The sequence below is a fragment of the Labedaea rhizosphaerae genome (assembly GCF_004362825.1).
In the GTDB taxonomy this organism is placed as follows: Bacteria; Actinomycetota; Actinomycetes; order Mycobacteriales; family Pseudonocardiaceae; genus Labedaea; species Labedaea rhizosphaerae.
Genome location: NZ_SNXZ01000004.1, coordinates 657,041 through 669,651 on the forward strand (window position 1 = coordinate 657,041; position 12,611 = coordinate 669,651).

At 69.9% G+C, this 12,611-nt stretch carries 13 protein-coding genes; 5 read left to right on the plus strand and 8 right to left on the minus strand.

Going from position 1 to position 12,611, the window contains the following annotated elements:
* Positions 1-2: 2 nt before the first annotated feature.
* On the plus strand, positions 3-974 hold the full coding sequence (locus tag EV186_RS26055; protein WP_133852009.1) for an aldo/keto reductase: 972 nt from the start codon (positions 3-5) through the stop codon (positions 972-974).
* A 31-nt stretch (positions 975-1,005) separates the two neighbouring features.
* Here the strand turns inward: EV186_RS26055 and EV186_RS26060 are convergent, their stop codons facing one another.
* On the minus strand, positions 1,006-1,488 hold the full coding sequence (locus EV186_RS26060) for a hypothetical protein (protein WP_133852010.1): 483 nt from the start codon (positions 1,486-1,488) through the stop codon (positions 1,006-1,008).
* 60 nt (positions 1,489-1,548) lie between these two features.
* On the opposite strand from EV186_RS26060, the gene EV186_RS26065 reads away from it, so the two are divergent.
* A complete protein-coding gene (locus EV186_RS26065; RefSeq protein WP_133852011.1) occupies positions 1,549-2,100 on the plus strand; it encodes a hemerythrin domain-containing protein in 552 nt (183 codons plus the stop codon).
* A 10-nt stretch (positions 2,101-2,110) separates the two neighbouring features.
* On the opposite strand, the gene EV186_RS26070 is transcribed toward EV186_RS26065, so the two are convergent.
* Positions 2,111-2,539 (minus strand): MerR family transcriptional regulator, encoded by a 429-nt coding sequence (locus EV186_RS26070; RefSeq protein WP_133852012.1) that lies wholly within the window; start codon positions 2,537-2,539, stop codon positions 2,111-2,113.
* A gap of 24 nt (positions 2,540-2,563) precedes the next feature.
* Between EV186_RS26070 and EV186_RS26075 the strand changes: the two genes are divergently transcribed.
* Positions 2,564-4,027, plus strand: a complete 1,464-nt coding sequence (locus EV186_RS26075; RefSeq protein WP_133852013.1) for an MFS transporter — start codon at positions 2,564-2,566, stop codon at positions 4,025-4,027.
* Between the two features lie 12 nt (positions 4,028-4,039).
* Here EV186_RS26075 and EV186_RS26080 read toward each other — a convergent pair whose 3' ends face one another.
* Genes EV186_RS26080 through EV186_RS26090 form a run of 3 tightly spaced genes read right to left on the minus strand, consistent with a single transcriptional unit; the run spans position 4,040 to position 6,848 of the window.
* Positions 4,040-4,939, minus strand: coding sequence for a class I SAM-dependent methyltransferase (locus tag EV186_RS26080; RefSeq protein WP_133852014.1), 900 nt, complete (start codon positions 4,937-4,939; stop codon positions 4,040-4,042).
* A 55-nt stretch (positions 4,940-4,994) separates the two neighbouring features.
* Positions 4,995-5,699 (minus strand): class I SAM-dependent methyltransferase, encoded by a 705-nt coding sequence (locus EV186_RS26085; RefSeq protein ID WP_243754298.1) that lies wholly within the window; start codon positions 5,697-5,699, stop codon positions 4,995-4,997.
* A 54-nt stretch (positions 5,700-5,753) separates the two neighbouring features.
* On the minus strand, positions 5,754-6,848 hold the full coding sequence (locus EV186_RS26090) for a methyltransferase (RefSeq protein ID WP_133852015.1): 1,095 nt from the start codon (positions 6,846-6,848) through the stop codon (positions 5,754-5,756).
* A gap of 412 nt (positions 6,849-7,260) precedes the next feature.
* On the opposite strand from EV186_RS26090, the gene EV186_RS26095 reads away from it, so the two are divergent.
* A complete protein-coding gene (locus tag EV186_RS26095) occupies positions 7,261-8,349 on the plus strand; it encodes a 3-deoxy-7-phosphoheptulonate synthase (protein ID WP_279538327.1) in 1,089 nt (362 codons plus the stop codon).
* Positions 8,350-8,894: 545 nt separating this feature from the next.
* On the opposite strand, the gene EV186_RS26100 is transcribed toward EV186_RS26095, so the two are convergent.
* The 3 genes from EV186_RS26100 to EV186_RS26110 form a co-directional block, all read right to left on the minus strand.
* The gene (locus tag EV186_RS26100) at positions 8,895-10,016 is read right to left on the minus strand and encodes an HNH endonuclease signature motif containing protein (RefSeq protein WP_166659332.1); all 1,122 of its coding nucleotides are present in this window, start codon (positions 10,014-10,016) and stop codon (positions 8,895-8,897) included.
* Between the two features lie 260 nt (positions 10,017-10,276).
* Complete coding sequence (locus tag EV186_RS26105; protein ID WP_133852018.1) at positions 10,277-11,023, minus strand: nucleotidyltransferase domain-containing protein; 747 nt, start codon at positions 11,021-11,023, stop codon at positions 10,277-10,279.
* A 4-nt stretch (positions 11,024-11,027) separates the two neighbouring features.
* Positions 11,028-11,594 carry a dihydrofolate reductase family protein gene (locus tag EV186_RS26110; protein ID WP_133852019.1) on the minus strand — a complete coding sequence of 189 codons (567 nt, stop codon included), beginning with the start codon at positions 11,592-11,594 and terminating at the stop codon, positions 11,028-11,030.
* Positions 11,595-11,774: 180 nt separating this feature from the next.
* Here EV186_RS26110 and EV186_RS26115 point away from each other — a divergent pair, with 180 nt between their 5' ends.
* The gene (locus EV186_RS26115; RefSeq protein ID WP_133852020.1) at positions 11,775-12,599 is read left to right on the plus strand and encodes a peptidoglycan-binding protein; all 825 of its coding nucleotides are present in this window, start codon (positions 11,775-11,777) and stop codon (positions 12,597-12,599) included.
* Positions 12,600-12,611: the final 12 nt, after the last annotated feature.

The window sequence follows — 12,611 nt, forward strand, 5'->3', positions numbered from 1 at the left end:
ACGTGGAGTACATGAAGCTCGGCGCCACCGGTCTCGAAGTCTCGCGGATCTGCCTCGGCTGCATGAGCTACGGCGATCCCAAGCGCGGCAACCACGAGTGGTCGCTGGACGAAGATGCGAGCCGCCCGTACTTCCGGCGGGCCATCGAGGCCGGCATCAACTTCTTCGACACGGCCAACGTCTACTCCAACGGCAGCAGCGAGGAGATCACCGGCCGCGCCCTCAAGGAGTTCGCCGACCGCGATTCGGTGGTGCTCGCGACCAAGCTGAACGGCCGGATGCGCCCGGGGCCCAACGGCGCGGGCCTGTCCCGCAAGGCGATCATGTCGGAGCTCGACAACAGCCTGCGCCGCCTCGGCACCGACTACGTGGATCTCTACCAGATCCACCGCTGGGACCCGACGACGCCGATCGAGGAAACCGTCGAGGCGCTGCACGACGTCGTGAAGGCGGGCAAGGTCCGCTACGTCGGCGCTTCCTCCATGTACGCCTGGCAGTTCGCCAAGGCCCTGCGCGTGGCCGACCTCGGCGGCTGGACCCGGTTCGCGACCATGCAGAACCACTACAACCTGCTCTACCGCGAGGAAGAGCGCGAGATGCTGCCGCTGTGCGCGGACGAGGGCATCGGCGTGATCCCGTGGAGCCCGCTGGCCCGCGGCCGCCTGACCCGCGAGTGGGGCACGTCGACCGAACGGTCCGAGAACGACAACTTCGGCCGGACGCTGTACCAGGAGTCGGACGAGCAGATCGTCGGGCGGGTCGGCGAGATCGCGTCCGAGCGCGGTGTCAGCCGGGCGCAGGTCGCGTTGGCCTGGGTGCTGCGCAACCCGGCCGTGACCGCGCCGATCATCGGCGCCACCAAGCCCCACCACCTCGACGACGCGATCGCCGCGGTGGAGCTGGAGCTGTCGGACGACGAGGTGGCGCGACTGGAGGAGCCGTACACCCCGCGCGAGGTCCGCGGCCACAGCTGAGGCTCGGCACGACCCGCGTGTTGCTCGCCAGCTACGCGCCGGCCAGCGCCGCCTGACCGGCACGCACCCGGAACGGCTCGAGCTCGTCGCGTTGCTGCTGGGCGCGGGCGATCAGGTGGTCGAAGTCCACGTCGGGCAGGCGTTCGGCGAGGCCCGCGAGGTCGCGCAGCGTGCCCCAGAGCTGCTTCTTGCCGTCGATGCCCATGGTGAGGAACTCGAGCTCCTCGAACCGGCTCAGCATCGAGTAGCTGCGCAGCTTGCCGTTCAGCTTGAGCCGGCCCAGCCGCTCGCCGAGCACCGCGGCGCCCGACTTCACCGGGTTCTCCGGCACGCCGAGGCTGCGCATGATCGCGCGGAACGTCGCGACGTCCTCGGCGATGGCGGTGGCCACCTTGCCGAGCGCAGTACCGACGTCGCTGCCCTGGTTGGCCTTCGTCGACCGGCGGGCCAGCTCGCGCCAGGCTGTGCCGAGGGCGAGTTGGTCGTTGAGGTAGATGCGCAGGTAGTCGTTCATCTTGTGCGGTTACCCGCGCACCGAGGTGTGAATCCGCCGCGAGTGGGAAAACGGGGATGCATGACCAACGAAGAAGAGGACGTCGTGGACTTCCTGCGACGCCAGCACGAGGAGATCCGCCAGCTGTTCACCCGCATGGAGACCGCGCGCGGCGACGATCGGACCACGACCTTCCGCGAACTCGTGCGGCTGCTGGCCGTGCACGAGACCGCGGAGGAGGAGATCGTGCACCCGGAGGTGCGGGACCTCTCCGGTGGCGCGGCGGTCGTCGACGCCCGCATCGGCGAGGAGCACCGGGCGAAGGAGCTGCTGAGCACGCTGGATTCCATCGGCCCGGACGCCGACGGCTTCGACACGCTGCTGCTGCAACTGCGCGACGACGTGCTGGCCCACGCCGAGCACGAGGAGCGCGAGGAGTTTCCGCTGCTGCGGCAGAACCACGACGCGAAGCGCTTGCGGGCCATGGCCACGACGGCGCGGCTCGCGGCGGCGACCGCACCGACCCGGCCGCACCCGGGCGTGGAGAGCGCGAAGGCCAACCTCCTGCTGGGCCCGCCGATGGCGATCATGGACCGGGCCCGCGACGCGATCCGCTCGGCCCTCGGCCGCTGACCCGGCGGCTTCAGGGGCGCGGCGCCCAGAGCTTGTCCGCGTCGCCGGCTTCGAGCCGCCCCCGGTACACGTCGATCTTGTGGTCGATCGTCGCCAGGCTCTGCTGGATCTCCTCGAGCTTGGCCAGGACGTCGAGGCGGTGCGATTCCAGCAGCTCGAGCCGTTCCTTCTCGTTGCCCGGACCCGCGGCCACCAGCTCGGCGTACCGCTTGATGCTGCGGATCGGCATGCCCGTGGCGCGCAGCTTGGTGCACACCTTGATCCACTGCAGGTCGATGTGGCGGTACCGCCGCCGCCCGCCGCTGGTGCGGTCGACCGGGCTCACCACCAGGCCCGCGCGTTCGTAGTAGCGCAGCGTGTGCGCGCTGACGCCGGTCCGCCGGGCGGCTTCGGCGATGCTCACCCCGGACTCCGGCACAGGTTCCTTGACTTCGAGCACACTCTAAATCCTACCGTCGGAATCATGATTGTTTCGAACGACCGGCGCCGGTGGCTCGTGCTCGCCATCTGCTGCACCAGCATCTTCCTCGTCGTGCTGGACATCTCGGTGGTGAGCGTCGCCCTGCCCTCGATCGCCCGCGACCTGCACGCCACCATGTCCGGTCTGCAGTGGACGATCGATGCCTACACGGTGGTGCTCGCCGGTTTCCTGGTGCTCGCCGGGTCGGTCGCCGACCGCTACGGCAGGCGCCGCACCTTCCAGACCGGGCTCGCCGTGTTCGCGCTCGGCTCGCTGCTCTGCGGCCTCGCGCCGGGCACCGGCTGGCTGATCGCGGCCCGCACCGTGCAGGCCGTCGGCGGCACGATGCTGAACCCGGTCGCGCTCGCCATCGTCGTCACCACGTTCCCCGCGCCGGCCGAACGCGCCCGCGCGATCGGCGTGTTCGGCTCGATCAGCGGCCTGTCGCTGGCCCTCGGGCCGATCATCGGCGGCACGCTCGTCGACACCTTCGGCTGGTCGTCGGTGTTCCTGGTGAACGTGCCGATCGCGCTGGCCGCCATCGTGTGCACGGCGCTGTTCGTGCCCGAGTCGCGGGCCGCGCGACCACGCCGGTTCGACCCCGTCGGCCAGGTCCTGGTCGCGGTGTTCATGGGCTGCCTCGTGTACGCGATCACCGAGTCGCGGGTGCTCGGCTGGACCTCGCCGGTGATCGTCGGCCTGCTGGTGCTCGCGGCGCTCGGCGTCGCCGGGCTCGTCGCCTACGAGCCCCGCCGCACGGATCCGTTGCTGGAACTGCGTTTGTTCCGCAGCGTCCCGTTCAGCGCGGCGATCGTCACCGCGATGTGCGGGCTATGCGGGTTCGGCGCGTTCCTGTTCCTGACAACGCAGTACCTGCAGGAGGTGCGTGGGATGTCCGCCGCCGCGGCCGGGCTGACCCTGTTGCCGGTTGGCGCGTTGATCGCGGTGCTGTCGCCGGTGACCGGGCGGGTCGTCGGCAGCCACGGGCCGCGGCGGCCGCTGGTGGTCAGCGGGGCTGCGCTCGCGGCGGGCGCGGCGGCCTCGCTGACGCTGACGCCGAGCACGCCTTTGCTTGCGGTGGTTGGGATCTACCTGCTGTTCGGCCTGGCCCTCGCCACGCTCAACCCGCCGGTCACCAATACCGCGGTCACCGGGATGCCCCGCTCCATGGCCGGGGTCGCCGGGTCGCTGGTCTCCAGCGGCAGGCAGACCGGCACGACGCTCGGCGTCGCCATCTCCGGCACCGTCGTCGGGTCGATGACCGACACCTCGTTCACCGAAGCCGAACACGGCGTGTGGTGGCTGTTGCTCGTCCTGGGCGTGTGCATCGTGCTGCTGGCGCTGCTCAGCACCGGGCGCCGGGCCGCCGCGACCGCCGACCGGGCGGCCGAACTGCTCCAGCAACTCGACGTGCCGCCGGTGAGTGCGACGGGAGCCGTCCCGTTGACGCAGCAGCCCGGCCGATGACCGGAAGTGCTGTCACGTCTGCGCCAACTGGAAATGCCAGACGACCAGCGCCGGAACACCAGCACTGGCGGCCCGTGCCGCTTCGGGCACCATGTCGGCCAGACACCACGGCCACAGCTCCCACGGTCCCGGCGCCCCGAACGCGCCCGTCCGATCCGCGGGCTCCGGCCGGTCGCTGGCCGGCACGCCAGGTTCCTCGCAGCGACGCACCTGCAGCCCCACGGGGAGCGCGGCACGCAGGTAGTCCCCGATCAGGTGGCGGTGGGCGCTCAGCCGCCCGGGCCGGCCGTCGGCACCGCGGACGGCGGGAATCGAGCCCAGCCCCACTCGCTCCGGGTGCATGTCGGCGATCACCAGGTGCCCGCCTGGACGCAGGACCCGGGCGAACTCCGCCATCACCGGCGCGAGCGCCGGAACGTGGGTCAGCGCCAGTGCGCACACGACCAGATCGACCTCGGCGTCGGCCACCGGGAGCCGGTGCAGATCACCGAGCAGGAACTCGCCCTGCGGCACGCGAGTCCGAGCCCGCGCGAGCATGTCGGGCGAGCCGTCCACACCGATGACCCGATGGCCACGCCCGGCCAGGAACTCGGCGTAGCGACCAGTCCCGCACGCGGCATCCAGCGCGACGCCCACAGGCAGCGAGTCCACGATCTCCTTGACCACGGGTTCGTCGATGTCGAACGCCGAATTGGGCTGGTCGTAGGTCGCCGACCACAGTCGATAGCCGGTCACCGTGTCGACCCGGTCGACTTCCACGGCGGCGTTCGCCATCGCGTCGTCCGCGAGTACTCGGCGGATCTCCGCGATCCGGGCCTCCACGAAATCGCGGCCGAACTCGCCGGTGAACGCACGCAACAAAGCGATGCCTTCGAGCCCGAGCAGGTACGCCCGCGGGTCCTCGTAGCTCACCCGACGGACGCTAACGACGCGCCTTCGGGTGAGCCACCGAATTGTCGGGCCGGGGTTAGGCCGCCAGGACGAAGAACAGGAAGCTCGGCGCGGTCGCCAGCAGGTGGTAGGCGTCCGGGAACAGCTCGCGGGCTTCCGGCGCGGGCTGCGGTTCGCTGATCACCGAGATCCGGAAACCGGCCGCGGTGAACGCGTCGGTCATGGCGTGCAGTGGGCGGTTCCAGTTCGTCAACACGATGGTCTGACCGGTCGCGGTCGTCCATTCGCCGGTGTTCTCGTACGTCGCGAAGTAGTCGGGGCGTTGCCCGTTCATCCGCGCGATGCAGTACTCGGCCGTCGGGTGGTTGGTCGACATGAGGAACCGGCCGCCGGGCTTGAGGACCCGGCGGATCTCCGCGAGCGTCGGGCCCCAGTCCCGCAGGTAGTGCATCGACAGGGAGGCGACGACGTCGTCGAACGAATCGTCTTCGTAGGGCAGCGGATCCGCGAGGTCGGCGACGCGCAGGTCCGCGTCGTCGCCCAGGCGCCGCCGGGCCAGTTCCAGCATTCCGGCGCTCTTGTCGAAGCCGCTCACCGTGGCGCCGCGCTCCCGCAGGGCCGCGAACAACGGGCCCGCACCGCAGCCGGCGTCGAGGATCCGCCGGCCGGCCACGTCCCCGGCGAGCGCCAGCATCGCGGGCCGCTCGTAGTAGGCGTTGTTCACACCGGTCTCGTTGTCGTCGGCGTACGCCTTGGCGAAGCTGTCGTAGTCGTTGGCCAGGGTCACGTGGTCTCCTCGCAGTGGGCTCTGTTCGAAGAGACGCCCGGAACCGCATCACGTTGCCGCGACGAGCCGCCACAGGGACGTCACCTCGTTGCCGCGGGCCTCGTGCAGGGGGTCGTCCGCGTCCGTGACCCGCGGGTGCCGCGGCGACGTGTCGTACCGGTCGACCACGCGCAGGCCGGCGGCCGTCATGCGGGTGAGCAACTCGTCCCGGGTCCGCAGGCCGAGCCGCTCAGCCAGGTCGGACAACACCAGCCACGCCTCACCGGCGGGCGTGAGGTGCGCGGTCACGCCGTCGAGGAAACGGTGCAGCACAGCGGAATCCGGGTCGTAGATGCCCAGCTCCAACGCCGACGTCGGGCGCGCGGGCAGCCACGGCGGGTTGCACACGATCAGATCCGCGCGTCCGCCGGGCCACAGGTCGGCCTCGACGACCCGCACCCGGTCGGCAAGTCCGAGCTGGTCCACGGTGGACCGCGCACACGCCACCGCGCGCGGGTTGATGTCGGTGGCCACCACCCGCGCCCCGCGCCGGGCGAGGACCGCGGCGAGCACACCGGTGCCCGTGCCGATGTCGAACGCGAGTGCGCCCGGGGCGAGCGGCGCTTGCGCGACCAGGTCGACGTATTCGGCCCGCACCGGCGCGAAGACGCCGTAATCCGGGTGGATGCGGGCGTCCAGCGCCGGCACCTCGACCCCGTTGAGGTGCCATTGGTAGGCGCCGAGCACCCCGAGCAGTTCCGGCAACGACACGCACACCCGCGCACCGGGCGCCCGGCCGTAGGCGTGGTCGCACGCTCGCCGCACGTCCGGCGCGCGACGCAACCGCAACGCGTGGTCGGCCTCGAGCACGACCAGCAGCCGGCCCAGCAACTCGGCTCGCTCGGCCCGCGCGGCACGCATGGCGTGGAAGTCAGCGGGGTGCTCGCGCCGGATGCGGCGGCCCAGGGCTTGCATGAGTTGCCGGGCGTTGTGGAAATCGCCGCGCCACAACAAAGCCGTGCCCGCACGGATGAGCCGGAGCGCGGCGTTCGCGGTGATGCGGTCGTCGACGACGAGCACCCGGGCGGGTGCGGGCGTGGCGTTCTCGGAGTGCCAGCGGGCGGTGCGGGGTGAGCCGTTCTCGGTCCAGTCGATGGTGGTCATCAGAGTGCTCCAGCGAGACGAAGGTGCCTTGGGTCGGCAGCGCTTCGCGCAAGGAGCTACCCGCTGATCAGCCGGATCCCTCCCGCGTCGAAGCGCGGGAGCGGCGATCGCCCAACACCATTCCCATGACCATTGTTGTTCCCTCCGTCGTGCCCACCCAGTGTCACACAGGCTTGCGCGGATGAGGACCTACGGCAGCAGGACGTTGCGCTTGCCGTCCCTGTGTTCGGGCTCACCGGAGCAATCCAGGAAATGCCGTCCTAGCAGGTGATCGGGCCGTTCGCGATCGGCTCCGGGATGTTGGGCGGAGCCGCCCTGCACGGCATCCGGAGCAACCGCACCCCGCCGGTGGACCCGCACCGGTTCACCCTGCCACCCTTCGGGGTTGCGGCGCCGGCTTGGCCGGCGTTGGGTGCACCGGTGCCGCTCGGCCGGTTGCCCCGCTCGATCCACCACCACGAGAAGGACCCAGCGGATGCTTGACCAGGACCTGTTACCCACGCCCGCCGAGGTCGACGCGCAGGCGCCGCTGTCGCCCCCGCTGCGGGCGGCGATCGCCGCGCACCGCGAGACCATCGCCGCGGTGCTCGACCGGCGCGATCCCCGGCTGCTGGTGATCGTCGGGCCATGCTCGGTGCACGACCCGGCCGCCACGCTGGACTACGCGCACCTGGTGGCGGGTGCGGCGGCTCGGTTCGCCGACGACCTCGTGGTGGTGTTGCGGGCGTACCTGGAGAAGCCGCGCACGGTCGCAGGCTGGCCGGGTTTGGTGCGTGATCCCACACTGGACGGCAAGGGCGACCTGGCCGCCGGGCTCCGGACCGGCCGGGCGTTCCTGGTGGAGGCCGCCGCGACCGGGTTGCCGCTGGCCTACGAGTTCGTCGACCCGGTGCTCGCCTCGCACGTCGCGGACGCGATCAGCTGGGCTGCGATCGGCGCGCGCACCGTGACCAGCCCGCCGCACCGGCAGCTCGCGTCGTGGCTGCCCATGCCGGTCGGGATGAAGAACACGGTGGGCGGCCGGGTCGACCTCGCGATCGACGCACTGCGCGCGGCCGGGCTCCCGCACGTGTTCCCCGGCATCGGGCGGGACGGCCGCGTGGCGGCGTTGCGCAGCAGCGGCAACCCGTCGGCGCACCTGGTGTTGCGGGGCGGGCCGGTGCCAAACTACGACGCCGCCTCGGTGGCGGCGGCGGCCAACGCGCTGACCGAGGCGGGGCTGCCCAGCCGGGTCGTCGTGGACTGTTCGCACGGCAACAGCGGCAAGGACCACAACCGCCAGCCGCTGGTGCTCGCCGACCTGGCCGACCGCATAGCCGGCGGTGACCGGGTCCTGGCCGGCCTGATGCTCGAGTCATACCTCAGCGACGGCAAGCAATACCCCGACGCGCACCCCCTGCGCCCCGACCTCAGCATCACCGACGCCTGCCTCGGCTGGTCCCGCACCGTGCCACTGCTGGAACAACTCGCCTTGGCCGCCAAGAGGAGAACCGCCCGGTGAGCGCTGGACTGATTCCCTTGTGCCTACAGGCTTTTCGCACTGTTGGGGCCTCTGTGGTTGAGTAGGCGTGCCCCCCACCCAACCCGGGGGGCTGCCCCGGTCCCAGTCTATCGACTTTCAAGCCCCGCAACGGGAAACTGCCCGATCTGTGGATAACTGGTCGGATGTGGACAACTGCGGTTGCGGGATGCTTGGCAGAGGTACCGCGATGAGCTGGCGAACCGTGGGCTGAAGCAAGGCGACGGATGACAGCCGAGGGTGGAAAGTCGTGGGTGGGCAACCGGTGGCCGCCCAACGGGACGGCGGCCGGTGGCGGCCCAACGGGACGGCGACAGCCGAGTTCTTGGCTGCCGTGTGGGGTGGGTCCGGTTTGACACGGGGACCCCCACGGCGGCCAGCAAGCGCGAAACAAGGGGCAGGCAGGCCTGCCCTTGCTTGCCGGACAGCGTACGGCCGCCGTGCCCCGTGTAAAACCGAACCCAGCAACGCCACGTTTGCTTGGTCTCGCTGGCGGCCAGCCCACCGTGGCGGCCGCCACCCTAGGATCAGGCGGCGGGTTGCGCCCACGGTGGTTTGGTGAAGATGGGCAGGCCGTTGTCCATGTGGACTTGCCAACCGGCATGGTGGATTAGGCGGTGGTGGAATTGGCACACCAACACCATGTTGTCCAGCCTGGTCAACCCTCCGTCGGCCCAATGTTGTACGTGGTGGGCCTGACATTGGTTCGGTGTTCGCTCACACCCTGGAACGGCGCAGCCTTGGTCTCGGATGGCGAGGGCTCTGCGCAATCGTTTGTCGGCTAGGCGCTTCGATTCACCGATATCGATCGGCTGCGAGTTCGTGCCGAGCACGACCGGGATGATTTCGGCGTCGCAAGCGAAACGGCGGGCCTGCTCGGGAGTCATCCACCGGGCGTCGTCGAGAGTGGCCTTGCCGATCGCGGTCTGCAGGGTCTCCAGAGAGACCGTGACCGCGATGTGCGGGCGCTCGCCACCCTCGATCGGGGCCTGCCCGGAGTCGGCGGCGAAGCGGATCACCTCCGCCAGCGCGTCACCCTGACGCTCGATCAGGGTGCGGTCGTCACCCGGCTGGGGCGCAGTCAGTGAGGACAGCAACGGCCGCAGGACAGCGGCGGTTTCGGCGCCGAGTTCGAACCGGCCCGAGACCGAGCCGTCCTCGTTTTCCTGCAAGTTCAGGATATTCTGGGCTTCCACCACGGTGGGGTCGGCAGGTTTGGCGCCATCCGGGTCGAGGGCGTCGACCATGCGCTTACCCAGCCGCGCAAGCTGAGCCGGGTTGAACTCCCGCGCCAACTCAGCCAAGTCAGCCTCGACCTGGTCGGCGTGCTCGCCGGGCACCGAAGCCACCGTCTTCGCGATCCGAGTGACGTGCTCGGTAGAGATCGCACCCTCGGCCATCGCCGCACGGGCGGCGGGAAGCTTCGCTGGGATCACCTGACCGGTGATCCCTATCTTCGGGCACAGCAGCGAAACCTGCGTCTCCAACTGCTTCGCTTCGCGTCGACCCACCCGCAACGCGTCCATCAGAAACTGCCACAAATGCAGATACCCGGACTCACGCCAATCCACCCGAGAAATCGAATCTAGGATCGCCAAATCAAGCCGCCGCCGTTCGGCGACAAGCGACTGAAGCTCCCCCAGATCCATAGCCCAATCATACCACAACATACGACCAAACGGACCAACGCAAACAACCCTGACGCGACAAACAACGCAACCGCCACCCGGCAACGCAAACCCACGAAAGGCGAACACCAGACCGCCCCCTCAACCTCGTCCGGGCGCCTTTTAGCACGAGGAGGCCAGGGTCAAGGGTGGCGAAGCCATCGGCGAAGCCGACGCCGAAGGCGCCCTTGACGCTGGAATCCTCGTGTTAAACAATTGAGCCCGAGGTTGAGAACGCGACCTCAACCCACAGCCGAAACCACCAATTCACGCAGTGGTTCGGCAAGACGAAGAGCCAGTTCAGGCTCATGCCGGCCGGCTTCATCGCCGAACGCCGCAGTAACAGCGGCAAACGCACGAACCAACTCCCCGCGATCGAGCGAACGCACCAACCCCGCCGCCACGGGCCCGGTCACGTCGACCGGCAATTGATCAATCCCCCGCCCCTGCACCGCAGCCACGCCATACCGCAGGCAAGCCAACGCCAGCACCTGATCCCGCATCCCACTGATCATGTACTCGGCCTGCCACCCCCGCCCCCGCGCAATACTCGACCGGGCGTGCAACGCATACAGCCACCCCATCCCGATCAACGACGTCGCGCTGGGTGGCGGGATGTGCTCCTGAGGCGCAGCGACACCGAACAGGAGCTTGAAATGCGGGCCGGTCGCGCCGAACTCCGCCGACGACCAGAACGCCACGTCCAGTTGCAGGGTGCCGGGCAGCAGGAACACCCGGAACAACGTGCCGCCCGCCCACATGTCCAGGTGGGTGATCGCGGCGTGCTCACGATAGATGCGGGACGTCCAGTCGTCGATCACCGCGTCCCGGTCGGCGGCCACGCTCAACGCCAAGTCCACATCGGACCATTCGTCGGTGAAGCCGCGAGCGCTGGACCCGGCGAGGGCCGCGCCGGCGATGCGGGGATCGGCGTGCGCGGCCGCTACCAGGGCGTCCAGCAGGGTCGCTCGCTCGCGCGGGGTGAACATCCCGTCATTTGACCACGCGGTAGCGGAGGTGATCGACGGCCGGGGAGCTCGGGGTCTCGATGCGTTCCAGCTCGATCGCCGAGTCGAGCGCGGCGAAGAGCGGCGTGCCACCGCCGAGGAGCAGCGGCACCACGTGCACGTAGATCTCGTCGACCAGGCCCAGCGGCAGGCCCTGCTGCATGACGGTGGCCCCGTGCAGACCGACCCACTTGTCCCCCGCGGCGGCCTTGGCCTGCTCGATCGCGCTCGCCACGCCGTCGGTGACGAACGTGTAGCCGGGGTAGTTCCCCGTCGGCGCCTCGTGGGTGACGACGAAGCTGCGGATGCCCTCCAGCGGCCCATCCGGCCCCCAGGCATCGACCGTCTTGTCGAACGACGTGCGGCCCATGACCACGGCGCCGCAGTGCGCGATCGCGTCCTCGAGGTACTGGCGGTCGGAGTCGATGGGGTTCTTGAACATCCAGTCGTGCAGGCTGCCGGCGCCGTCGCCGAACGGGTTGTCCTTGCTCGCGTTCGGCCCGGTGACGTACCCGTCGAGCGAGATCGACATGTCGCAGATGACCAGTCCCATGGTGCTGCCCCTTCCAAGGTTCTTCCTGCTCTCACCGACGCGTCGAACGACCTCGGCCCGTTTCGACAGCTTCGTCCGGGAAAATCCCGGACGCCCGAGACCTTGCCAACAGCCCGCCACTGGCCCCACACTTCCCGTGACATATCCACGACATATGTCACCAGATGGTGAGGAGTTCGCATGCGGCTTCGTCTGGCGGGACTGGCGCTGGTGGCCGTGGCGGCGGCAGCGATCCCGGTGATCCCGGTGCCCGCGGCGGCGGCCGGGACCGTGAACATGGAAGCCGTGGTGCTCGCCGCGCAGCTCGACCCACGCAAGCCGAACGAGGACCCGACCCAGGGTGCGCAGGCCAGCGTGCTGCTCGTCGAGCAGGCGCTGCAGGCGAAATCGCTGCTCGAAGCGTCCTATGTGGACGGTCACTTCGGCACGAAGACCGTCGACGCCTACGCGGCGTGGCAACGCTCGCTCGGCTACTCCGGCCTGGACGCGTCCGGGCTGCCCGGCCGCTCGTCGCTGCTGGCCCTGGGCCAGGGCCGCTTCACCGTCGTCAACCCGCTCACACCCGGCGCCCGCGTGACCTTCCGCGGCGTGACCGTCAACGAACGCACCAGGGCGATGCTCACGACCGCCGAAACCCAGCTGGGCAGGCAGTTCGTGCTCGAGCAGGGCTCGTACAACCCCGGCGGCGACCCGACTTCCGCGGGCACGCACGACGGCGGTGGCGTGGTCGACATCTCGGTGTCGGGCATGTCGGTGACGACGCAGACCGCCGTGGTGCGCAAGCTGCGCCAGGTCGGTTTCGCCGCGTGGCGGCGCACCCCGTCCCAGGGCGACTGGGGCTACCACATTCACGCGGTGGCGGTGTCCGACACGGACATGTCGCCGCAGGCTCAGCACCAGGTCGGCGACTACTACCTCGGCTTGAACGGGCTCGCCAACCGCGGCCCCGACGACGGCCCCCAGGTCACCAAGGTGACGTGGGAGGACTACCAGAGAACGCACTGACGAACGCGGAGG

Coding starts and splice junctions, on each gene's coding strand:
- EV186_RS26060 (WP_133852010.1), bottom strand. CDS start 1,488: ATGAACGACTACCTGCGCATCTACCTCAACGACCAACTCGCCCTCGGC.
- EV186_RS26065 (WP_133852011.1), top strand. CDS start 1,549: ATGACCAACGAAGAAGAGGACGTCGTGGACTTCCTGCGACGCCAGCAC.
- EV186_RS26075 (WP_133852013.1), top strand. CDS start 2,564: ATGATTGTTTCGAACGACCGGCGCCGGTGGCTCGTGCTCGCCATCTGC.
- EV186_RS26090 (WP_133852015.1), bottom strand. CDS start 6,848: ATGACCACCATCGACTGGACCGAGAACGGCTCACCCCGCACCGCCCGC.
- EV186_RS26100 (WP_166659332.1), bottom strand. CDS start 10,016: ATGGATCTGGGGGAGCTTCAGTCGCTTGTCGCCGAACGGCGGCGGCTT.
- EV186_RS26105 (WP_133852018.1), bottom strand. CDS start 11,023: ATGTTCACCCCGCGCGAGCGAGCGACCCTGCTGGACGCCCTGGTAGCG.
- EV186_RS26110 (WP_133852019.1), bottom strand. CDS start 11,594: ATGGGACTGGTCATCTGCGACATGTCGATCTCGCTCGACGGGTACGTC.
- EV186_RS26115 (WP_133852020.1), top strand. CDS start 11,775: ATGCGGCTTCGTCTGGCGGGACTGGCGCTGGTGGCCGTGGCGGCGGCA.